At 72.4% G+C, this 22,986-nt stretch carries 16 protein-coding genes; 12 read left to right on the top strand and 4 right to left on the bottom strand.

Annotated elements, in window-relative coordinates:
* The first annotated feature begins 45 nt into the window (after window positions 1-45).
* From RNC47_RS20240 to RNC47_RS20260, 5 genes are all read left to right on the top strand, one after another.
* Window positions 46-2,943 (top strand): vitamin B12-dependent ribonucleotide reductase, encoded by a 2,898-nt coding sequence (locus RNC47_RS20240; protein WP_311600708.1) that lies wholly within the window; start codon window positions 46-48, stop codon window positions 2,941-2,943.
* Between the two features lie 156 nt (window positions 2,944-3,099).
* Window positions 3,100-3,864: an SDR family oxidoreductase gene (locus RNC47_RS20245; RefSeq protein ID WP_311600710.1), complete on the top strand. Its 765-nt coding sequence runs from the start codon at window positions 3,100-3,102 to the stop codon at window positions 3,862-3,864.
* Window positions 3,865-3,950: 86 nt separating this feature from the next.
* Window positions 3,951-4,559 (top strand): YdbC family protein, encoded by a 609-nt coding sequence (locus tag RNC47_RS20250; protein ID WP_311600712.1) that lies wholly within the window; start codon window positions 3,951-3,953, stop codon window positions 4,557-4,559.
* A gap of 44 nt (window positions 4,560-4,603) precedes the next feature.
* On the top strand, window positions 4,604-5,269 hold the full coding sequence (locus RNC47_RS20255; RefSeq protein WP_311600714.1) for a histidine phosphatase family protein: 666 nt from the start codon (window positions 4,604-4,606) through the stop codon (window positions 5,267-5,269).
* Window positions 5,270-5,282: 13 nt separating this feature from the next.
* A complete protein-coding gene (locus tag RNC47_RS20260; protein ID WP_311600716.1) occupies window positions 5,283-5,987 on the top strand; it encodes a ribonuclease HII in 705 nt (234 codons plus the stop codon).
* 5 nt (window positions 5,988-5,992) lie between these two features.
* Here the strand turns inward: RNC47_RS20260 and RNC47_RS20265 are convergent, their stop codons facing one another.
* Window positions 5,993-8,224, bottom strand: a complete 2,232-nt coding sequence (locus tag RNC47_RS20265; protein ID WP_311600718.1) for a RecQ family ATP-dependent DNA helicase — start codon at window positions 8,222-8,224, stop codon at window positions 5,993-5,995.
* A 141-nt stretch (window positions 8,225-8,365) separates the two neighbouring features.
* Here RNC47_RS20265 and RNC47_RS20270 point away from each other — a divergent pair, with 141 nt between their 5' ends.
* The 5 genes from RNC47_RS20270 to RNC47_RS20290 all read left to right on the top strand — a co-directional run bounded on the left by RNC47_RS20270 (window position 8,366) and on the right by RNC47_RS20290 (window position 15,162).
* A complete protein-coding gene (locus RNC47_RS20270; RefSeq protein WP_311600720.1) occupies window positions 8,366-9,520 on the top strand; it encodes a DUF4192 domain-containing protein in 1,155 nt (384 codons plus the stop codon).
* 30 nt (window positions 9,521-9,550) lie between these two features.
* Window positions 9,551-10,291, top strand: a complete 741-nt coding sequence (locus tag RNC47_RS20275) for an NUDIX hydrolase (protein ID WP_311600722.1) — start codon at window positions 9,551-9,553, stop codon at window positions 10,289-10,291.
* Between the two features lie 112 nt (window positions 10,292-10,403).
* Window positions 10,404-12,179 carry an ABC transporter ATP-binding protein gene (locus RNC47_RS20280; RefSeq protein WP_311600723.1) on the top strand — a complete coding sequence of 592 codons (1,776 nt, stop codon included), beginning with the start codon at window positions 10,404-10,406 and terminating at the stop codon, window positions 12,177-12,179.
* Window positions 12,180-12,278: 99 nt separating this feature from the next.
* On the top strand, window positions 12,279-13,244 hold the full coding sequence (locus RNC47_RS20285) for a FadR/GntR family transcriptional regulator (protein ID WP_311600725.1): 966 nt from the start codon (window positions 12,279-12,281) through the stop codon (window positions 13,242-13,244).
* Window positions 13,245-13,527: 283 nt separating this feature from the next.
* The gene (locus RNC47_RS20290; protein WP_311600727.1) at window positions 13,528-15,162 is read left to right on the top strand and encodes an RNA polymerase sigma factor; all 1,635 of its coding nucleotides are present in this window, start codon (window positions 13,528-13,530) and stop codon (window positions 15,160-15,162) included.
* A gap of 323 nt (window positions 15,163-15,485) precedes the next feature.
* On the opposite strand, the gene RNC47_RS20295 is transcribed toward RNC47_RS20290, so the two are convergent.
* Entirely contained in the window at window positions 15,486-15,716 is a 231-nt protein-coding gene (locus tag RNC47_RS20295) for a DUF7455 domain-containing protein (protein WP_311600729.1), read from the bottom strand.
* A gap of 435 nt (window positions 15,717-16,151) precedes the next feature.
* On the opposite strand from RNC47_RS20295, the gene RNC47_RS20300 reads away from it, so the two are divergent.
* Window positions 16,152-18,269, top strand: a complete 2,118-nt coding sequence (locus RNC47_RS20300) for a DNA gyrase/topoisomerase IV subunit B (RefSeq protein WP_311600731.1) — start codon at window positions 16,152-16,154, stop codon at window positions 18,267-18,269.
* Window positions 18,270-18,378: 109 nt separating this feature from the next.
* Here RNC47_RS20300 and RNC47_RS20305 read toward each other — a convergent pair whose 3' ends face one another.
* Window positions 18,379-19,308, bottom strand: a complete 930-nt coding sequence (locus RNC47_RS20305; RefSeq protein WP_311600733.1) for a sucrase ferredoxin — start codon at window positions 19,306-19,308, stop codon at window positions 18,379-18,381.
* Between the two features lie 105 nt (window positions 19,309-19,413).
* On the opposite strand from RNC47_RS20305, the gene RNC47_RS20310 reads away from it, so the two are divergent.
* Window positions 19,414-20,511 carry a CobW family GTP-binding protein gene (locus tag RNC47_RS20310; RefSeq protein WP_311600735.1) on the top strand — a complete coding sequence of 366 codons (1,098 nt, stop codon included), beginning with the start codon at window positions 19,414-19,416 and terminating at the stop codon, window positions 20,509-20,511.
* A gap of 16 nt (window positions 20,512-20,527) precedes the next feature.
* On the opposite strand, the gene RNC47_RS20315 is transcribed toward RNC47_RS20310, so the two are convergent.
* Window positions 20,528-22,975 carry a DNA gyrase/topoisomerase IV subunit A gene (locus tag RNC47_RS20315; protein WP_311600737.1) on the bottom strand — a complete coding sequence of 816 codons (2,448 nt, stop codon included), beginning with the start codon at window positions 22,973-22,975 and terminating at the stop codon, window positions 20,528-20,530.
* Window positions 22,976-22,986 lie beyond the last annotated feature (11 nt).

The raw sequence follows: 22,986 nt of genomic DNA on the forward strand, positions 1-22,986 counted from the left end.
GCGAACCGGATGGCACAAGGGCGCATGCCCGTACAGGGAGGCGGAATGACAGAGACGACGAGCGGCCCGGCACGAGGATCCCGCGCCAGGGGCGGCAAGGGCGCCAAGGGCCTGCGGATCGAGCGCATCCACACCACTCCCGGGGTCCACCCCTACGACGAGGTGGTGTGGGAGCGTCGTGACGTCGTCATGACCAACTGGCGCGACGGCTCGGTCAACTTCGAACAGCGCGGCGTCGAGTTCCCCGACTTCTGGTCGGTGAACGCGGTCAACATCGTCACGAGCAAGTACTTCCGCGGCGCCGTCGGCACCCCGCAGCGGGAGACCGGCCTCAAGCAGTTGATCGACCGCGTGGTCAAGACCTACCGCGCGGCCGGTGAGGAGCACGAGTACTTCGCCTCCCCGGCGGACGCGGAGATCTTCGAGCACGAGCTGGCGTACGCCCTGCTGCACCAGATCTTCAGCTTCAACTCGCCGGTGTGGTTCAACGTCGGCACCCAGCAGCCGCAGCAGGTGAGCGCCTGCTTCATCCTCTCCGTCGACGACTCCATGGAGTCGATCCTCGACTGGTACAAGGAAGAGGGGATGATCTTCAAGGGCGGCTCGGGCGCGGGGCTCAACCTCTCGCGGATCCGGTCCTCCAAGGAGCTGCTGTCCTCGGGCGGCAACGCCTCGGGGCCGGTGTCCTTCATGCGCGGCGCGGACGCGTCGGCCGGCACGATCAAGTCGGGCGGCGCCACCCGCCGCGCGGCCAAGATGGTCGTGCTCGACGTGGACCACCCGGACATCGAGGCCTTCATCGAGACCAAGGTGAAGGAGGAGGAGAAGATCCGCGCCCTGCGGGACGCGGGCTTCGACATGGACCTGGGCGGCGACGACATCACCTCCGTCCAGTACCAGAACGCCAACAACTCGGTGCGGGTGAACGACGAGTTCATGCGCGCCGTGGAGTCGGGCTCGAAGTTCGGGCTGCGGGCGCGGACCACCGGCGAGATCATCGAGGAGGTGGACGCCAAGGCGCTTTTCCGCAAGATGGCCGAGGCGGCCCACGCCTGCGCCGACCCGGGCATCCAGTACGACGACACCATCAACCACTGGCACACCTCGCCGGAGTCGGGGCGGATCAGCGCCTCGAACCCGTGCAGCGAGTACATGCACCTGGACAACTCCTCGTGCAACCTGGCCTCGCTGAACCTGATGAAGTTCCTCAACGACGACGACCAGGGCAACCAGTCGTTCGACGCCGAGCGGTTCGTCAAGGTCGTGGAGCTGGTCATCACGGCGATGGACATCTCCATCTGCTTCGCCGACTTCCCGACCCGGAAGATCGGCGAGACGACCAGGGCGTTCCGGCAGTTGGGCATCGGGTACGCCAACCTCGGCGCCCTGCTCATGGCCACGGGCCACGCCTACGACTCGGACGGCGGCCGGGCGCTGGCGGGCGCCATCACCTCGCTGATGACCGGAACCTCCTACCGCAGGTCCGCCGAGTTGGCCGCGGTGGTCGGGGCCTACGACGGCTACGCGCGCAACGCGGACGCGCACAACCGGGTCATGCGGCAGCACGCGGAGGCCAACGCGGCGGCCAAGCGCATGGACGACCTGGACAGCCCGGTCTGGGCGGCGGCCACCGAGGCCTGGCAGGACGTGCTGCGGCTCGGCAAGAAGAACGGTTTCCGCAACGCGCAGGCCTCCGTGCTGGCCCCGACGGGCACCATCGGCCTGATGATGGACTGCGACACCACGGGCGTGGAGCCGGACCTGGCGCTGGTGAAGTTCAAGAAGCTCGTCGGCGGCGGCTCCATGCAGATCGTCAACAACACGGTGCCCAAGGCGCTCAAGCGGCTCGGCTACCAGCCGGAGCAGATCGAGGCGATCGTCGCCCACATCGCGGAGCACGGCAACGTGGTGGACGCGCCCGGGCTCAGGCAGGAGCACTACGAGGTGTTCGACTGCGCGATGGGCGAGCGCTCCATCGCGCCGATGGGCCACGTGCGGATGATGGCGGCCGCCCAGCCGTTCCTGAGCGGAGCCATCTCCAAGACGGTCAACATGCCGAGCACCAGCACGGTGGACGACGTCGCCGAGATCTACCTGGAGGGCTGGAAGCTCGGCGTCAAGGCGCTGGCCGTCTACGTGGAGAACAGCAAGGTCGGGCAGCCGCTCTCCGCGAAGAAGAAGGAGTCGGAGAAGGCCGAGGCCCCGGCGGCGGTGGCCGTCGAGCCCGAGAAGGTCGTCGAGTACCGGCCGGTCCGGAAGCGGCTGCCGAAGGGGCGCCCGGGGATCACCACCTCGTTCACGGTGGGCGGTGCCGAGGGCTACATGACGGCCAACTCCTACCCGGACGACGGCCTCGGCGAGGTCTTCCTGAAGATGTCCAAGCAGGGCTCGACCCTGGCCGGCATGATGGACGCCTTCTCCATCGCCGTCTCCGTGGGCCTCCAGTACGGCGTGCCGCTGGAGACGTATGTCTCCAAGTTCACCAACATGCGGTTCGAGCCGGCGGGCATGACGGACGACCCGGACGTGCGGATGGCGCAGTCCATCGTGGACTACATCTTCCGCCGCCTGGCGCTCGACTTCCTGCCCTTCGAGACCCGCTCGGCGCTGGGCATCCACACCGCGACCGAGCGGCAGCGCCACCTGGAGACCGGCTCCTACGAGCCGACGGACGACGAGCTCGACGTCGAGGGACTCTCCCAGTCGGCGCCCCGTCAGGCCGAGGCGCCCCGGCCGTCCAGCGCGCCGACGCCGCCGGCCCCCGAGGTGCCGGCCCAGGAGAGCCCGGCTCCGCGTGAGGCGCACAGCTCCACGGAGCTGGCCGAGATGCGGCTCGGGCTGAACGCGGACGCGCCGCTCTGCCTGGCCTGTGGCACGAAGATGCGCCGCGCCGGCAGCTGCTACCTGTGCGAGGGCTGCGGCTCCACCAGCGGCTGCAGCTGATCGGGCCGCGCGCTCCCGGCGCGCGGCGGCAGGAGGGGGAGTCGGCCCGGCCGGCTCCCCCTCCGGCGTGCCGGGAGGGGCGGGAGCGCCCGGTGTGCGCGATTCGGGTGATTCGCCCACACTGGTGAGCGACGGGGGTGGCGGAAGGCGGTGCTCATGAGCGTGATCCTGGTGACCGGCGGCACGGGGACGCTGGGGCGTGAGGTGGTGGCGCGGCTGCTGGAGGACGAGCACGAGGTGCGGGTCCTGAGCCGCCGGAGCCGTGACGAGGGCGAGCGGTTGCCCGTGAGGTGGTTCACCGGCGACCTCAAGTCCGGTCGTGGGCTCGGCCCCGCGATGGCCGGCGTGGACGTGGTCGTGCACTGTGCCACGACCATCGGGCGGGCCGACATCACGGCCACCCGGCGGCTGATCGGGGCGGCGCGGGAGGCCGGGGCCCCGCACCTGGTCTACATCTCGATCGTGGGGATCGACCGCGTGCCCACCTTCCCCTACTACCGGGCCAAGCTGGAGTGCGAGCGGCTCGTGGAGGAGTCGGGGCTGCCGTGGACGATCCTGCGGGCCACTCAGTTCCACAGCCTGATCACCCGCTTCGTGCACGCGCAGCGCCTGTTCCCCGCGGTGGTCACGCTGGGCGGTGGCGCGCGTCTGCAGCCGGTGGAGGCCGCCGAGGTGGGCCGGCGGCTCGCCGAGTTGGCGACCGGGGAGCCTGCCGGGCGGGTGGCGGACATGGCGGGCCCCGAGATCCGCTCGGCCGAGGAGCTGACCAGGGAGGCGGTCAGGGCCGAGGGGCTGCACCGCCCCGTGCTGCCGCTGCGGCTGCCGGCCAAGTCGTTCCGGGCCGTGCGGGAGGGGGCGCTGCTGGCGCCCGAACACGCGGACGGGCGGGTGTCGTTCGAGGAGTTCCTGGCTCATCACTGATGGGCCGGTCATGACGAACGGTGCGTGTTCTCCCCTGACATGGCCGGTATTCGAGGGGTCGACCCGGTTGGCCGTACGATGGCGCGGTGCTGGTCAAGTGGATGCGATGCACCGTGGTCGACAAGGTCGGCTTCGAACGGGGGCAGCGGAAGTGGGCGGGGCTGCTCGGCGAGCCGGGGTTCCGGGCCCAGGGCGGTGGGTGGAGTCGTGGCCGCCAGGGCGTGGTGCATCTGTTCGGCTTCTGGGAGAGCCGGGCGTTCTACGACTCCTTCATGGCCAGGTCCCACGACCGGCTCGCGGCCAGCCAGACCGGCACCTACCAGGACATGCGGGTGCGGCTCTTCGAGTACCGGTTCGACGTCAAGACCGGGTTCGAGCCGATGTTCGCGGACGCCGACCTGTTGCGGGTGGCGCACTGCCGGGTGCACCAGGAGCGCGCGGAGCACTTCGCCCTGATGCAGGAGAAGGTGTGGAACCCGGCGATGGCGGGGTCGCCGGGGATGCTGCGAGGGATCTTCGCGGAGGCCGAGCCGGACAACGAGTTCCTGGTGCTCTCGATGTGGGACTCGGCGGCCGAGCGGGCCAAGTACCGCACCGAGCGTGTGGAGCGGCTGGCGTTGCGGGCGCAGATCGGGGCCGACGTCGCCGCGATCGCGGGAGACGTCATCGACATGGAGCCGGCCTGGACGGTGTGACGGTGCTGTCCGGGTGGCCGAAGACCGTCGCATAGGGTGGCACCATGGCACAGCCGCGGCGTATCGTGCTCCTCCGGCACGGAGAGTCACAGGGGAACTATGACGATTCCGTGTACGAGCACATCCCCGATCACGCTCTGGAGCTGACGGCCAAGGGGCGGCTCCAGGCGAGGAACGCCGGCGAGCACCTGCGGGAGATCTTCGGTACGGAGCGGGTCTCGGCCTATGTGTCGCCCTATCGCCGCACCCACCAGACGTTCCAACTGCTCGGTCTCGACCCGACCAGGGTGCGGGTGCGCGAGGAGCCGCGGCTGCGCGAGCAGGACTGGGGCAACTGGCAGGACCGGCAGGACGTGCTGCGCCAGAAGCGCGCCAGGGACGCCTACGGTCACTTCTTCTACCGCTTCGCCCAGGGGGAGTCGGGGGCCGATGTCTACGACCGGGTCGGCGCCTTCCTGGAGAGCCTGTGGCGCAGCTTCGAGGAGCCCGACCATCCGCCGAACGTGCTGCTGGTGACGCACGGTCTGACGATGCGGCTGTTCTGCATGCGCTGGCTGCACTGGACGGTCGCCGAGTTCGAGTCGCTGTCCAACCCGGGGAACGGCGAGACCCGCGAGCTGGTGCTCGGCCGGGACCGCCGCTACCACCTCGACCGTCCCTTCGAGCACTGGCACACACCCGAGCGGCCCTTCCAGGGCTGGTGTGCGTAGGGTGGGCCGCGACATGCCGTACGAACCTCCCACCCACCGCGTCGAGCGGTCCATCAGGGCCCTGACCGGAGCCCGGCTGGTCGCCGGTGTCGACGAGGTGGGCCGTGGCGCCTGGGCCGGACCGGTCACGGTGTGCGCGGCCGTCACCGGACTTCGACGCCCGCCCGAGGGCCTGACCGACTCCAAGCTGCTCACCCCCCTGCGCCGCACCGCGCTCGCCGAGGTGCTGACGGACTGGGTCACCTCGTACGCCCTGGGACACGCCTCGCCGCAGGAGATCGACGCGCTGGGCATGACAGCGGCCCTGCGACTGGCCGCCGTCCGGGCGCTCGAGGGCCTGCCGGAGCGCCCGGACGCCGTGATCCTGGACGGCAAGCACGACTATCTCGGCGCCCCCTGGCAGGTGCGCACGGTCATCAAGGGAGACCAGTCCTGCGTGGCGGTGGCCGCGGCCTCCGTGATCGCCAAGGTGCGACGGGACGCGATGCTGGCCGACCTCGGCGCGGAGCATCCGGAGTTCGGCTTCGACAGCAATGCCGGCTACCCCTCGCCCGTGCACCGCGCGGCCCTGGAGGAACTGGGCCCCACCCCCCACCACCGGCTCTCCTGGGCCTACATGGACGCCCTGCCACGCTGGCGCCATCTCAAGCTCCCCGCCCACCGGGACGCGGTGGCCGACGAGTCCCTGGAAGACGCCGGCCAGCTCGGCATCTTCTGACCCGGTCATCCCTGCACCGCCAGGACGAGGGGCAGCACCTGCCCCGCGCCCTCGGCGCGCAGCAGCCGCGCGGCCAGCGCCAGCGTCCAGCCCGACTCGGCGAAGTCGTCGACCAGGAGCAGCGGGCCCGGGGTCTGCTTGATCGCCTCCGCCGTGCCCGGGGCCAGCTCGAGTGAGCCGTGCAGCTCCAGCACCCTGCGGCCGCTGTTGCTGCGCTGGGCCCGGGACGCGGACTCGGCGTGCCGGACCGTGCCGAGCAGCGGCATCCGACCGGCGGTGGCGATGCCCTCGGCCAGCGACGTGACCAGGCTCGGCCTGGCACGGGAGGCGACGCGGACCACGCCCACGGGGCGGTCCAAGGCGTCGGGGCCACCGGCGACCCAGCCGCCTGGCCCGCGGGCCCAGTCGGCCAGCACCGCCACCACGGCGTCCAGCACGTCCTTGGGGACCGGGCCGTCCTGCGCGCCGGGGGACAGGAGCGGGCGGAGGCGGTTCCCCCAGCCGATGTCGGAGAGCCGCCCGAGGGCCCGGCCCGCCTCGGCCTGCTCGCCCGGTGGGATGCGCCCCTTGAGTTCGAGCCCGAGCGCGGGCAGCCCCGTGGGCCACATCCGCCGCGGCTCGAGCGGTATCCCCGGCCTGGTCAGCTCGCCGCGCGCGGCCTCGAGCGCCGCCTGGGCCACGCCGGTCTCGAACCTGGCGCCCGCGCAGTTGTCGCAGCGGCCGCACGGCGCGGCCTCCGGGTCGTCGAGCTGGCGTCGCAGGAACTCCATCCGACAAACCGTGGTGGTGGCGTACTCGCGCATGGCCTGCTGCTCGGCGGACCGCTGGCGTGCCACCCATGCGTACCGCTCGGCGTCGTAGACCCAGGGCTCGCCGGTCGCCGACCAGCCGCCGCGCTCCCTGCGGACGGCGCCGTCCACGTCCAGGACCTTGAGCATCATCTCCAGGCGCGACCTGCGCAGCTCGACCTGGGGCTCCAGGGCCGGCAACGACATCGGCCGGCCGGCGGCCGCCAGGACCTGGAGGGTGTGCCGCACCTGCGACTCGGGGGGAAACGCCAGCGAGGCGAAGTACCGCCAGATCGCCTCGTCCTCCGGCCCCGGCAGCAGCAGCACCTCGGCCTGGTCCACCCCGCGCCCGGCACGGCCGACCTGCTGGTAGTAGGCGATGGGGGAGGAGGGCGAGCCGAGGTGGATGACGAAGCCCAGGTCCGGTTTGTCGAAGCCCATGCCGAGCGCGGAGGTGGCGACCAGCGCCTTGACGCGGTTGGCCAGCAGGTCGTCCTCGGCGGCCACCCGGTCCGCGTTCTCCGTGCGGCCGGTGTAGGCGGCGACCCGGTGCCCGCACGCCGTGAGATAGGCCGTGACCTCTTCCGCCGCCGCCACGGTGAGCGTGTAGATGATGCCGGAGCCGGGGAGCCGCTCCAGATTCCCGTCGAGCCAGGCCAGCCGGTGCGCCGCGTCGGGCAGCCGCAGCACGGAGAGCCGCAGGCTCTCCCGGTCGAGCGGGCCTCTGAGGACGAGCGCCTCCGCGCTGTCGGCGCCGGTGCCGAGCTGCTCCGCGACGTCCGCCGTCACCCGGGAGTTGGCCGTGGCCGTGGTCGCGAGCACGGGAACGCCGGCCGGGAGTTCGGCGAGCACGGTGCGCAGCCGGCGGTAGTCGGGACGGAAGTCGTGGCCCCAGTCGGAGATGCAGTGGGCCTCGTCCACCACCAGCAGGCCGGTGCTGGCCGCGAGCTCCGGCAACACGGTGTCGCGGAACTCCGGGTTGTTGAGCCGCTCCGGGCTCACGAGCAGCACGTCGACCTGACCGGCGGCCACCTCGGCGCGCACGCCCTCCCACTCCTCGCTGTTGGACGAGTTGATGGTGCGGGCCCGGATGCCGGCCCTGGCCGCGGCCTCGATCTGGTTGCGCATGAGCGCGAGCAGCGGCGAGATGATGACCGTCGGACCGCTGCCCCGCTCGCGCAGCAGGGCGGTGGCCACGAAGTACACCGCGGACTTGCCCCAGCCGGTGCGCTGGACGACGAGCGCGCGGCGGCGCTCCGCGACCAGTGCCTCGATGGCCCGCCACTGGTCGGGGCGGAGCGCGGCCCGTCCCGTGCTGTCACCGACGAGGCGGGCCAGCACGGAGTCGGCCGCCGCGCGCAGCGCCGACCGGGCCGAGGGATCGGACCCGGTCTCGGCGGATCCGGTGGGGGCGGAGTGCGGGGGAGCTCCCGCGGGTGTGTGCTGCATGCCCCCATGCAAGCGGATGGCGGGGACACTCTGCCAACGAGCCTGTGGATAAACCGGTCATTCATGTGACTGATCCGATCGCTACGCCGGTCTGTGGATAACTCTCCGCATCCCCGCGCCGACCCCAGGCACGCTCCTGGCATGACTCACCACACCGATTCCGTTCGTGAAGTCGCCCTCACCGCCGACAACCGGGTCACGCTCCGCGGCCCGGCCGATCTGGCCGACGCCCTGCCCTACCTGCTCGGCTTCGAGCCGGACGACTCGATCGTGCTCGTCGCCCTGCACGGTCCGCGTGGCCGGGTGGGCGGGCGGATCCGCACCGGCATCCCGGGCGACCCGGAGAGCTGGGAGGAGACCGCGCGGCAGCTCGCCGCCTGCCTCGCGGAGAGCGGCGGCAAAGCCGGGACCAGGCCGGACGCCGCCGTCGTCTACCTCTGTCAGAAGGCGTGCGAGGGGCAGTCCGCCAAGGAGGCCATGGAGCGGCTGCGCCCGCTGGCCCAGTGCCTCCGCACGGCCTGCGGGGCGCTCGACGTCCCGGTGTACGAGGCGCTCTTCCTGTCCAGGGACCGCTACTGGTCCTACTGCTGCCCGGGCACCGGCTGTTGCTCCGGCGAAGGCAACGAGCTGCCCCAGGCCGGGACCTCGGCCATGGCGGCCGCCGCCACCTATGCCGGCATCCGGGTGCGCGGCTCACTCCGGGAGCTGGAGCGCAGGTTCGCGCCGCTCGGCCAGCCGGAGGCCGCTCGCCAGGCGCGCGCCTTCGACGCGGCCGCCGTCGCGCTGGTGCCCAGGATGCTCGGCGGCACGGCCGACGCCCTGACCGTGCGCGGCGAGACCGTCGAGCTCGCCGAGCGGCTGCTGACCCGCTTCCGTCGAGCGGCCCTCTCCAGCGGGCGGGACGACCCGTCGGCCGACCCCTCGGACGACTCCCTGCTCACCTGCGAGGAGGCTGCCCGCCTCGTGCTCGGCCTCCAGGACCGGTTGGCCCGCGACCGGGCCGCCGAGTGGATGGAGGGGCCGGAGGCCGAGGTGGCCCTCCGCCTCTGGCGGGCGCTCGCCCGGCGTTGCGTGGCGGCGTACGAGGCACACGCCGCCGCCCCGCTCACCCTGGCCGGCTGGGTGTCATGGTCCACCGGGGACGAGCTCGGTGCCCGGGTGGCGCTGGGCAGAGCGCTGGAGATCGACCCCGAGTACGTCTTCGCCAGGCTGCTCCACCAGGCGTGCAACGAGGGCCTCGATCCCGAGCCGCTGCGCCGCTGCATGCGTCAGCAGCGGGCCGCCCGCGAGCACTGAGCGGGTGTCGGGGGCCCCTATGATCACGGCATGCCCTACGACCCGTCGGACTTCCCGCCGTTCGCCGTCACCGTCGATCTGGTCGTGCTCACCGTCCGGCGGCACGCACTGTGCGCGCTCACGGTCCGCCGGGGCGAGGAGCCGTTCCAGGGGCGGTGGGCGCTCCCCGGGGGGTTCGTGCGGGTGGACGAGGATCTGGCCTCCGCGGCGGCTCGCGAGCTCGCCGAGGAGACGGGGCTGCGCACCCAGGACTCGGGCAGCCGGCACGCGGCGGCCCACCTGGAACAGCTGGCGACCTACGGCGACCCCGGGCGCGATCCCCGGATGCGGGTGGTCAGCGTGGCACATCTGGTGCTCGCTCCCGACCTCCCGGCGCCGACTCCGGGCGGCGACGCCGGGGGCGCCCAGTGGACGCCGGTGGCCGCACTGCTGGGGGGCGACGGCGGCGCCCCGGCCGAGCGGCTGGCCTTCGACCACGCGCGGATCCTCGCCGACGGGGTCGAGCGGGCCCGGTCGAAGATCGAGTACTCGTCGCTCGCCGCGGCCTTCTGCCCGGCCGAGTTCACCGTGGGCGAGCTGCGCCGGGTCTACGAGGCGGTCTGGGGAGTCGCCCTCGACCCGCGCAACTTCCACCGCAAGGTCACCGGGACCCCGGGTTTCCTGGTGCCGGTCGGCGGCACGACGACGCGTCAGGGCGGGCGCCCCGCACAGCTCTTCAGGGCCGGCGAGGCCACCGCCCTCAACCCCCCGATGTTGCGTCCCGAGGTGTAGCCGGGCACGCGGGCGCCGCGTCGGGCCGGTCGCACGACCTCCGCGCGTCGCCCGGAAAATGAGATATGTCCCGTTATGGTGCCGGGGAGTGCACGCTCAACGGGAGATATCGATGATCCAGGCCATCGGGCTCACCGGCGCGTTCCGGCGTGGCCGACCTCCGGCCGTCGACGACCTCACCTTCGAGGCGCGCCCCGGCCAGGTGACCGTGCTGCTCGGGCCCCCGGGATCCGGCAAGTCGGCCGCGCTGCGGCTGATGCTCCAGCTGTCCCCCGGGCGGGGTGTCGCGCTCTTCCGCGGGCGCCCCATGGCCAGGGTGCCTCATCCGGCGAGGGAGGTCGGCACCCTGCTCGGTGACGTGCCGGGGCACCCACGGCGCACCGCGCTCGGCCACCTCCGGATGCTCTCGGCCGCCGCCGGGGTCCCGGTAGGCCGCGCCGACGAGATGTTGGAGGAGGTGGGCCTCGGCGGGCTCGCCGAGCACCGGCTCGGGACGCTGTCCCGGGGCATGGACCGCAGGCTCGGGCTGGCCGTGGCGCTCCTCGGGGACCCGCACACCCTGGTGCTCGACGATCCGTCCCTCGGTCTGGGGCCGCGCGAGACCGCCTGGCTGCACGGGCTGTTGCGCGGCTACGCGGCGCGAGGCGGCACCGTGCTGGTGGCCGTGCGGGGCGTCGAGGAGGCGGCCGGCCTGGCCGACCGGGTGGTCAGCCTGAGCGCGGGGCGGCTGGTGGCCGACCAGACCGGCGAGGACTTCGCCCGCACCCGGCTGCGACCCCGGGTGGCCGTGCGCACTCCGCACGCGGAGCGCCTGGCCGCCGCCCTGTCCGGCGAGTTCCGCGCGACCCGCACCGCCGAGGGCGAGCCGTCCGTGGAGATCGTCAGGGAGTCGGGTAACCGGATCTCGGTGTACGGGAGCGACTGCGCGGCGGTCGGCGAGGTGGCCTTCAGGCACCGGGTGCTGGTGCACCAACTCGCGGACGAGGTGGGGGAGTCGGGGGACCGTTCGACGGTGGGCCCGCTGGCCAGGGCCGACGGCCGGGCGCCCGCCGGCGCCGGCGCGCCCGACGCCACGCGGGCGCGCGGCTCGGCGGTGCGGCCCGCGCTCCCCGCTCTGCCGCCCCCGGGCCCGAGTTGGCCCCTGCGTTACGAGGCCCGCCGCTGGGTCGGGGTGCCCACCGGGTGGTGGGTGATGGCCGTCGCGCTGCTCGGCGGGGCGGTGGCCGCGCTCGCCCTCGCGGCCACCGGGGCCCGGCCCGCCGAACGCGTGCTCGCCGGGTGGGCCGAGCCGCTGCCGCTGCCCCCGGTCGCGATGGCCGCCGGCCTGCTGGGGGCGCTCTCCTTCGGGCACGAGTTCCGGTACCCCGCGTTGGCCCCGGCCCGCACCCCGGTGCCCAGGCGGCTGTCGCTGCTCGCCGGCAAGCTGGCGGTGTCCGCCGCGGCCGCCGTCGCGCTGTGCGGATGCGCCCTCACGGTCAACTCGGCGGTCCTGACCGTGCTGTTCGCCGACGGCCGGCGGATCTCCGGCGCCTGGGACGCGGCGCTCGCCGGCACCGTGCTGCTCTCCGTCGGCTGTGCCTGGGCCGGGCTGCTCGCGGCCGGCATCTTCCGGTCCACGCTGGTCGGGTTGGTCGCCGTCGGCGCGGTGCCGCTCGCGCTCGCCCCCGCTCTGCGCGCGGCGCTCGGCAGCGGTGCCGAGCGCTCCCTCGGCGGACTGTCCGGCAGGCTCCACGCGTTGACCAGTCTTCCGCTCCCGGCCGGGGCTGACCGCTCGCCGTTCGCGCCCGCGGAGCTCGCGACCCAGCCGATCGGCTGGGCGCTGGCCCTCTCGCTGGCCGTCCTGACGTGTGGCTATGCCCTGGTCAGCCTGCGCAACAGCCCACGGTGAGCGGCGAGTCGGCCCGTCTGGAGGCGGCGATGACGGCGGGGAGTCCCTTTCCTTCCGGTTAGCCGTCAATTATGCGGGAGTCGCCGATCACCCTTTCGTGTGCTTTTCACCAAAGACCTCAAGGTGTCAACGAGGGCCGCCGACAAAGGAGGCGTGACTACCCTTGCGCACTCCATGATGACCGCCACCCGTTCCGCCGACTCCGGCCCCAGCGGCCCGGGTGAGCTGGACCGCTACTCGTACGCCGAGTCGACGGGAGCGGCTCGCACCACCAACGCCCCGGCCTGGGACGGCCCCGACTCCGACATGGGCCGGGTCGGCCGGCGGGCCGCCGGCAGCCGGGGCCGCGGGCTCCACGGCCAACTCGTCCAACAGCTCGGCCAGATGATCGTCTCCGGCGACCTCGGCGCCGACCGGCCGCTGGTTCCCGAGGAGATCGGCCAGCGTTTCGAGGTCTCCCGCACCGTGGTGCGCGAGTCCCTGCGCGTCCTCGAGGCCAAGGGCCTGGTGAGTGCCCGGCCCAACGTCGGTACCCGGGTCCGCCCCGTCGGCGACTGGAACCTGCTCGACCCCGACATCATCGAGTGGCGGGCCTTCGGCCCCCAGCGCGAGGACCAGCGCCGGGAGCTGTGCGAGCTCCGCCTGACCATCGAGCCGCTGGCCGCCAGGCTCGCCGCCGGCGACACCCGGGAGGAGGTCCGCCAGCGTCTCGGCGACATGGTCGACATCATGACCCACGCCCTCGCCCAGGGGGACGCGCTCACCTTCTCCCGCGCCGACGCCGAGTTCCACGCCCTGCTCCTCCAGGCCGCGGGCAACCGCATGCTGGAGCACCTCTCGGGCATCGTCGCCTCCGCGCTCCAGGTCTCCGGCGGGGCGGCCTCCGGCTGTGAGCACCCGACGGAGGGCTCCGTCGCCCTGCACCAGCGCATCGTGGACGCCATCACCTCGGGCGAGCCGGCCGCCGCCGAGACCGCGATGCGTCACCTGCTCACGTTCCCCTCGGACGGCGCCGCGGCCGCGGCGGGCTCGGACCATGTGGTTCCCGCCCCGCGCGAGCACTGAGCGGCGGCGGAAGGACACGCGCCCCGGCGTCGTCGGAACCCGGCCCGGCAGGGCTCCGGCGACGCTTCGGGTTCGGCCCGGCACGCGGGGACTCGCGATGTGACTCGCGCCACGTACGAGCCGCGTAACGCTTCGGGAAGCAGCGCGATGATTGAAGAGGTGGCCGCAGTGGCCGGACCCGAGGTCCGTGTCCTCCGCACCACCGCCGTCGGCCCACCCCGCCGCCGGTCAGGGATCCGCTTGCTTCGGGCGGGCCCTAGCCGTTCCCAGAGTTTCCGAGAGGTTGTTCGTGTCGGCCAGCACTTCCCGTACTCTCCCTGCCGAGATCGCCGAGTCCAATTCTGTGATGGCGCTGATCGAACGGGGAAAGGCTGAGGGGCAGATCGCCGGCGATGATCTGCGCCGGGCCATCGAGGCTGACCAGATCCCGAAAGCCCAGTGGAAGAACGTTCTGCGCAGCCTCAACCAGATCCTCGACGAGGAGGGCGTGACGCTGATGGTGAGTGCCGCCGAGGCGCCCAAGCGCACCCGGAAGAGTGTCGCCGCGAAGACGCCGGCCAAGCGCACCGCGACCAAGACCGTGGCGGCGAAGACAGCTCCGGCCAAGCAGGCCACGGCCATGGCTCGCCCGGAGGAACCGGCGGGTGATGCCGAGTACGGCGAGGCGGCGGGCGGCCCCGTGAGCAGGCCGGCGGCGAAGAAGGCCACGGCCAAGAAGGCGGTCGCCAAGAAGGCCCCGGCGAAGAAGGCCACGGCCAAGAAGGCTCCGGCGGCCAAGAAGGGGCCGGTGGCCACCAAGAAGACCGCCGGCAAGAAGGACGAGCCCAAGAAGGAGCTCGCCGACGAGTTCCTGGAGGGCGAGGAGGAGGGCCTCGAGGAGCCCACCGACCGCGCCGTGCGGGCGGCCGCCCCGGGCGAGGGTCCGGACGGCAAGCCGGAGAACGAGGGCTTCGTGCTCTCCGACGAGGACGAGGACGACGCCCCCGCCCAGCAGGTGGCGGCCGCCGGTGCCACGGCCGACCCCGTCAAGGACTACCTCAAGCAGATCGGCAAGGTCCCGCTGCTCAACGCGGAGCAGGAGGTCGAGCTCGCCAAGCGCATCGAGGCGGGTCTCTTCGCCGAGGACAAGCTGGCCAGCTCCGACAAGATCGCTCCCAAGCTGCGGCGCGAGCTGGAGATCATCTCCGAGGACGGCCGCCGCGCCAAGAACCACCTGCTGGAGGCCAACCTCCGCCTGGTGGTCTCGCTGGCCAAGCGCTACACCGGTCGCGGCATGCTCTTCCTGGACCTGATCCAGGAGGGCAACCTGGGCCTGATCCGCGCCGTGGAGAAGTTCGACTACACCAAGGGCTACAAGTTCTCCACCTACGCCACCTGGTGGATCCGCCAGGCCATCACCCGCGCCATGGCCGACCAGGCCCGCACCATCCGGATCCCGGTCCACATGGTCGAGGTGATCAACAAGCTCGCTCGCGTCCAGCGGCAGATGCTCCAGGACCTGGGCCGGGAGCCCACCCCGGAGGAGCTGGCCAAGGAGCTCGACATGACCCCGGAGAAGGTCGTCGAGGTCCAGAAGTACGGCCGGGAGCCGATCTCCCTGCACACTCCGCTCGGCGAGGACGGCGACAGCGAGTTCGGTGACCTCATCGAGGACTCCGAGGCCGTGGTGCCGGCCGACGCGGTCAGCTTCACGCTGCTGCAGGAGCAGCTGCACTCCGTGCTCGACACGCTGAGCGAGCGGGAGGCCGGCGTCGTCTCGATGCGCTTCGGCCTCACTGACGGCCAGCCCAAGACGCTGGACGAGATCGGCAAGGTCTACGGGGTCACGCGCGAGCGGATCCGGCAGATCGAGTCCAAGACGATGTCCAAGCTGCGGCACCCGTCGCGCTCGCAGGTGCTGCGCGACTACCTCGACTGAGGCTCCCGAGCCCCTCAAGGCGCGCGAGAACGGCCGGCGGCCCCCCTGGTGGGGGCCGCCGGCCGTTCGGCGTGTGTGGGCAGCATGAAGCGGGCGCACGGCGGCGCCAGGGGCACGCTCGGCGGCGTGCGGGACGAGTACGGGCCGGGGAGCGTCGGGCAGCGGCGCCCGAGGGCCCGGGGTGACGCGCGGTACGGAAACGGGCGGTCACCGCGCGTGCGCGGTTGACCGCCCGCTGTCCAGCCGGGGCACCGGCCGGACGGAGCCCGTCGTCAGGAAACGCGATACGTCAGATCGGATCCGTGGTCGGATCAGCGCTCGGATCAGCGTTCGTCGTTGTGCGCGGATGCGGGAGTCGCGGTCAGCTTCTCCGTCTCGTCCTGTATCTCCGCGGCGATCTTCTTGAGCTCCGGCTGGAACTTGCGGCCGTGGTGGGCGCAGAACAGCAGCTCTCCGCCGCTGATGAGGACCACGCGGAGATACGCCTGGGCACCACAGCGGTCGCAGCGGTCCCCGGCCGTCAGCGGGGTCGCGGGGGTCAGAACAGTAGTCACGTCGCCTCTTCTCTAGCTCGACGAGCTGTCGTACCAGGGACAACATCCAACCAGGCCGAGAACGTTCCCGCTCGCGGCTTTCTCGATGGAAAAATTTCTCCCGAGATGGCCGAACGCTGCCCGGTGGCGGCGAATGAGCCGTATTGCGGTTGCTTGGTGTAATGCGTCGTCTAGTCGTGTTGTTCCGGCTACCTCGGTGTATCCGGGGGCCCAGCCTTGTTCAGGAGGACGTGCCCGGAGCCTAAATGGTTCATGCCTCGAAGGGAACGTGATGTACACGTCACCCAGACGAGTTATCGAACGTGTGAGCGACGCTCGGCTACCCTGGATACTTCCCGGGGAGCCGCACAACCGCTCTACAGGGCCTCGGTACCCTCTGAGCGGCGACCGCCACCACATCTGGGCCAGATCAGAATTCAGCGAGGAGCGAACTGCGTGACCGCCGACACGTCCGTGCCGTCCACCGCACTGTTGACCGGGGCCGACCCGGCAGACAACTACACCGCGCGGCACCTGCTCGTCCTGGAAGGTCTTGAGGCGGTCCGCAAGCGCCCGGGCATGTACATCGGGTCCACGGACAGCCGAGGGCTGATGCACTGCCTCTGGGAGATCATCGACAACGCCGTCGACGAGGCGCTCGGCGGCCACTGCGACCGCATCGACGTCCTGCTGCACGCCGACGGCTCGGTCGAGGTCCGCGACAACGGGCGCGGCATCCCCGTGGACATCGAGCCCAAGACCGGGCTCTCCGGCGTCGAGGTCGTGATGACCAAGCTCCACGCCGGAGGCAAGTTCGGCGGCGGCTCCTACGCCGCCTCCGGCGGCCTGCACGGCGTCGGCGCCTCCGTGGTGAACGCCCTCTCGGCCCGGCTCGACGTGGAGGTCGACAAGAGCGGCAGCACGCACGCCATCAGCTTCCGGCGCGGCACCCCCGGCATCTTCACCGAGTCGGGGCCCGACGCCCCGTTCGACCCGGCCAGCGGCCTGCGCAAGGCCAAGAAGATCCCCAAGAGCCGCACCGGCACCCGGGTGCGCTACTGGGCGGACCGGCAGATCTTCCTCAAGGACGCCAAGCTCTCCCTCGACACCCTGCACGCCCGCGCCCGGCAGACCGCCTTCCTGGTCCCCGGGCTGACCATCACGGTCCGTGACGAGCGGGGCATCGACGGTGCGGAGCCGTCCGAGGAGGTCTTCCACTACGACGGCGGGATCAGCGAGTTCTGCGAGTTCCTGGCCGCCGACAAGCCGGTCTGCGACGTGCTGCGGCTCACCGGCCAGGGCTCCTTCAAGGAGACCGTCCCCGTCCTCGACGAGCGCGGCCACATGATCCCCACCGAGGTCAAGCGCGACCTGGACGTGGACATCGCGCTGCGCTGGGGGACCGGCTACGAGTCCACCGTGCGCTCGTTCGTCAACATCATCGCCACCCCCAAGGGCGGCACCCACGTCACCGGCTTCGAGCGGGCCGTCACCCGCACGGTCAACGACGTGCTGCGCGCCACCAAGCTGCTGCGGGTCGCCGAGGACGACGTCGTCAAGGACGACGCCCTGGAGGGCATGACCGCGGTGGTCACCGTGCGGCTCGCCGAGCCCCAGTTCGAGGGGCAGACCAAGGAGGTGCTCGGCACCTCGGCCGCCTCCCGGATCGTCGCCCAGGTGGTCGCCAAGGAGCTCAAGGGCTTCCTCACCTCGACCAGGCGCGACGACAAGCAGCAGGCCCGTGCCGTGCTGGAGAAGGTCGTCGCCGCCGCCCGCACCCGGATCGCCGCCCGGCAGCACAAGGAGGCGCAGCGCCGGAAGACGGCCCTGGAGTCCTCGGCCCTGCCGGCCAAGCTCGCCGACTGCCGCAGCGACGACGTGGACCGCAGCGAACTGTTCATCGTCGAGGGGGACAGCGCCCTCGGCACGGCGAAGCTGGCGCGGAACTCCGAGTTCCAGGCCCTGCTGCCCATCCGCGGCAAGATCCTCAACGTCCAGAAGTCGTCCGTCTCCGACATGCTGAAGAACGCCGAGTGCGGCGCCATCATCCAGGTGATAGGAGCCGGTTCCGGGCGGACCTTCGACATCGACCAGGCGCGCTACGGCCGGGTGATCTTCCTCGCCGACGCCGACGTGGACGGCGCGCACATCAGGTGTCTGCTGCTGACCCTCTTCCAGCGCTACATGAGGCCGATGGTCGAGGAGGGCCGGGTCTTCTCCGCCGTCCCGCCGCTGCACCGGATCGAGCTGAGCAACCCGAAGAAGGGCCAGGACAAGTACCTGTACACCTACTCGGACGCGGAGCTCCGCGCCACGCTGCTGGACCTGGACCGGCGCAAGGTCCGCTACAAGGAGTCGATCCAGCGCTACAAGGGCCTGGGCGAGATGGACGCGGACCAGCTGGCCGAGACCACGATGGACCCGCGCCGGCGCACCCTGCGGCGGATCAACATCAACGACCTGGAGGCCGCCGAGGAGGCCTTCAGCCTGCTGATGGGGAACGAGGTGGCCCCGCGTCGCGAGTTCATCGCGAGCTCGGCGGCCATGCTGGACCGGTCCCGCATCGACACGTAGGCGCGGCGCCGGCTTCGGCCGATCGCGGTGCGTCGGGGTGGGCGCCAGCCGGCGTCCACCCCGACGGGCGCCGCGCGCGAGGCGGTCGCACGGGGACGCGATGGCGTCGTCAGCGCGTCGCCGGAGCGGCCTGGGACACGGCGGTGACGTCGATGACCGTCATCCGGTGCTGGGGCCCGGCCACCGCGCCGCAGCTGGCCGGCGCCGGTTCCGCGCCGGCCCGCGTGGCCACCGTCACCCGCCAGCGGCGGCCGTCCGCGTGGCCCACGGTGACCTCGTGCGTGTCGCCGGTGGCCCGGCTCGTGAGGACCGCGATGGCGTCCAGGCCGCGCTCCCCGGTCGCGTCCCGCACGGCCAGCTCGGCGGCCTGCCCCGGTCGGTCCCAGGCGGACCGGCCCCGGCAGTGCTCACCGACCAGCCGGCCGTCGTGGAGGGCCTCCAGGACGTTCTTGACGCCCACCGCGGTGATCCGCCCGTACGCGTAGCCGTGCGGCAGGACGAGCAGGGTGGGGGAGAAGCGGTGGCCCCCCAGGTGGGTGATCTCCCAGACCTCGGAGCCGCCGCTGGCCGCCAGCTCGGCGGCCAGCGGGCGGCCCAGCAGCGCGCAGCAGCGGTCCCGCCGGCCGTTGGTGCAGACGAGGGTCAGCGGGTCGCCGTGGTGCGGTTCCCAGAGGTCGTCGTGGGCCCCGGCGCCGAGCCGGTGGAAGTCCAGGTCGAGCAGGCGCTCGGGGGCGACCGCCGCCGTGGTGCGGATCCAGGAGTTCCCGGGCAGGGTGTGGGCCAGGTAGGCGCGGCGGGCCGTGGCGTTACCCGGCCGGTCGGCGTGCCGGCCCGGCCGGCGGATCAGCGCCACCCGCACGCCGGTGCCGGCGGTGGCCGCGCCGAGGGCGCGACCCACGGCGGGGTCGAGGTGGCTCTCGACCAGGGCGTCCGGGCCCCAGGGCCCCGGCTGTTCGAGCAGCAGCCAGGTCCTGGCGGTGCTCGCGGTGCCGGCCAGCGGCTCGGCCAGGGCCCGGGAGAGGGTTGTGCACGTGCTCACCCAGGTAAGGCTAGCCTCTCCTGACCCAGGGGCCTCGCCGTCACCTCCCCCGACCGTCACCCTGCGCGGCGAACGGCTCGGGCCGCCACGGTTATCGTGGCGGCCATGACCACCAGTCGGATCCCGGTCGTCGTGCTGGCGGGCTTCCTCGGGGCGGGGAAGACCACGCTGCTCAACCACCTGCTCAGAAACCGTGACGGCGTCCGGATCGGCGCCGTCGTCAACGACTTCGGCAGCATCCCGATCGACGCGATGCTGGTCGCCGGGCAGGTCGACGCCATGGCCTCGTTCGACAACGGCTGCCTGTGCTGCGCCGTGGACACCGAGGACCTGGACGCGGCCCTGGACCGGCTCGCCGACCCCGCGGCCCGGATCGACCTGATCGTGGTGGAGGCCAGCGGGCTCGCCGAGCCGCCGAGCCTGGTCCGGATGATCCTGGCCAGCGGCGACCGGCGCATCGTCTACGGCGGCCTGGTCCAGGTGGTCGACGCCGCCGAGCCGGGCAGGACCCGCCATCCGGGCGCCGCCGACCTGGTGGTGCTCAACAAGACCGACCTGGTGCCCGAGGCCGAGTGGCGCGCCCAGCTGGCCGCGCTGCGCGAGGCCGCCGGCGGCGCGCCCGTGGTGCCGGCCGCCAGGGGCCGGATCGACCCCGGCCTCTTCTTCGACCGCGAGACCTCGCGCGCCGGCCTCGACCCGGCCGGGGCCGGCTACCGGCAGCTGTCGTTCGCCGACCTGGCGCGCGAGGAGGACCACGACGACGGGCACGCCCACCCGCACACCGGCTACGACAGCGTCGCCTTCACCAGCCGGGAACCGCTGAGCCCCCGAGCGCTGATGCGCTTCCTCGACACCAGGCCGGCCGGGCTCTACCGCGCCAAGGGCTTCGTCACGCTCGCCGCCGGCCCGCGCCCCGAGCGCTACGCGCTGCACGCGGTCGGCCGCTTCCTCCGCTTCTACCCGGCCCCCGACGACGAGACCGCCCCCACCCGGCTCGTGCTGATCGGCGCCGGAATCGACCCCGAGGCGCTGCGCGCCGAGCTCGCCGACTGCGTGGCGACGGGGCCGGCCGAGGCCGACCCCGCGCTGAGCGGCATGTGGGAGGTGCTGCGGTACGTCGACGACCCGGAGGACGTCACCGAGACGACCGAGGTGAGCGAGGCGGGCGAGGTCACCGAGGCCGAGCCGCGGCCCCTCCCGTAGCCCGGCCGCCCCGGCCCTACGCCGGGCCCGCGACCACCGCGACCGGCCGGCCGAGCGGCGCGCCCGAGCCGTCCCTGCGGGGGTCGGGCTCCGGCAGGTCCACGGGCGCGCCGGTCGCCGTGGCGGCGCGGGCCGGCATGGGGCCGGCCCAGGCGAACGTCAGCCGCTCCTCGCCCTTCAGGAAGCGCTGGCAGCGCACCCCGCCGGTGGCCCGGCCCTTCCGCGGGTACTGGTCGAACGGGGTGAGCTTGGCCGTGCCCAGCGAGTCGTCCAGCGTGCCGCTGCCGCCCGCCACCGTGAACACCGCCGCCTCGGCCGCCGGATCGACGGCGGTGAACGAGATCACCTTCGCCCCGGCGGCCAGCTTGACGCCTGCCATGCCCGCCGCCGGCCGGCCCTGCGGCCGCACCTGGGCGGCCTGGTAGCGCAGCAGCTGCGCGTCGTCCGTGATGAAGACCAGGTCCTCGTCGCCGGTGCGCAACTCGGCGGCGCCGACGATCACGTCGCCGTCCTTGAGGGAGATGACCTCCAACTCGTCCTTGTTCGCCGGATAGTCGGGCACCACCCGCTTCACCACGCCCTGCTCGGTGCCGATCGCGAGCCCGGGCGAGGACTCGTCGAGCGTGGTCAGACACACCACCCGCTCCTGGGGACGCAGGGTCAGGAACTCCGACACCTGCGCGCCACCCGACAGGTTGGGCGAGGTGGCGCTGTGCGGCAGCGTCGGCAGGTCCACCACGTTGATCCGCAGCAGCCGGCCCTCCGAGGTGACCACCCCCACCTCGCCGCGGGTGGTGGACGGCACCGCCGAGACCACCACGTCGTGCTTCACCCGGCGCGCGTTCGTGTCGAACACCGGCTGCTCGTCGGCCGTGCGCGCCAGCAGCCCGGTGGAGGACAGCAGCACCCGGCAGGGGTCGTCCGCCACCTCAAGCGGCAGCACTTCGAGTGGAGCGCCCTCGGACTCCACGAGCCGGGTGCGGCGCGGGGTGCCGAACTTCTTGGCCACCTCGGCCAGCTCGCTGGAGACCAGCTTGCGCAGCTCCGCGTCCGACTCCAGGATCCGGGTCAGCTCCTCGATCTCCGCGGTCAGCCGGTCGCGCTCCGACTCCAGCTCGATCCGGTCGAACCTGGTCAGCCGGCGCAGCGGGGTGTCGAGGATGTACTGGGTCTGCGTCTCGGAGAGGTCGAAGCGGGCCATCAGGGACTCCTTGGCCTCCGCCGCGTTCTCGCTGGACCGGATGATCCGGATCACCTCGTCGATGTCGACGAGCGCCACCAGCAGGCCCTCGACCAGGTGCAGCCGGTCCCGCCGCTTGCCGCGCCGGAACTCGCTGCGCCGCCTGACCACCTCGAAGCGGTGGTCGACGTAGACCTCGAGCAGCTCCTTCAGACCCATGGTGAGCGGCTGACCGTCCACCAGCGCCACGTTGTTGATGCCGAAGGTCTCCTCCATCGGCGTCAGCTTGTAGAGCTGGGCCAGCACCGCCTCGGGGTTGAAGCCGTTCTTCACCTCGATCACCAGGCGCAGCCCGTGCTCGCGGTCCGTCAGGTCCTTGACGTCGGCGATGCCCTGGAGCCGCTTCGCGTTGACCAGGTCCTTGATCTTGCCGACCACCTTCTCGGGGCCGACCATGAACGGCAGTTCCGTGACGACCAGCCCCATCCGGCGGGCCGTCACCTTCTCCACGGCCACCGTGGCCCGGATCCGGAAGGTGCCGCGGCCCGTCTCGTACGCGTCCCTGATGCCGTCGAGGCCGACGATCTGACCGCCGGTCGGCAGGTCGGGACCCGGCACGTGGCGCATCAGCGTGGCCAGGTCGGCGTTCGGGTGGCGGATCAGGTGGCGGGCCGCGGCGACGACCTCGCCCAGGTTGTGCGGCGGCATGTTGGTGGCCATGCCGACCGCGATGCCGCTCGAGCCGTTCACCAGGAGGTTGGGGTAGGCGGCGGGCAGCGCGACGGGCTCCTGCTCGCTGCCGTCGTAGTTGGGCGCGAAGTCGACGGTGTCCTCGTCGATGCCGGCGACCATCATGCCGGCCACCGCCGACGCGCGGCACTCCGTGTACCGCATGGCGGCCGGCGGGTCGTCGTTGCCCAGCGAACCGAAGTTCCCATGGCCGTCCACCAGGGGCAGCCGCATGGAGAAGGGCTGTGCCATGCGCACCAGGGCGTCGTAGATGGCCGAGTCGCCGTGCGGGTGCAGCTTGCCCATCACCTCGCCCACCACCCGGGCGCACTTGACGTGGCCGCGATCGGGACGCAGCCCCATGTCGTGCATCTGGTACAGGATCCGGCGCTGCACCGGCTTCATCCCGTCCCTCGCGTCCGGCAGCGCCCGGGAGTAGATCACCGAGTAGGCGTACTCGAGGAAGGAGCCCCGCATCTCATCGACGACGTCGATGTCGAGGATGCGCTCCTCGAAATCCTCCGGAGGCGGGGTCGGCGTACTGCGGCGGGGCATCGCGCGGGGAC

The sequence above is a fragment of the Streptomyces millisiae genome (assembly GCF_031845425.1).
Lineage (GTDB): Bacteria > Actinomycetota > Actinomycetes > Streptomycetales > Streptomycetaceae > Streptomyces > Streptomyces millisiae.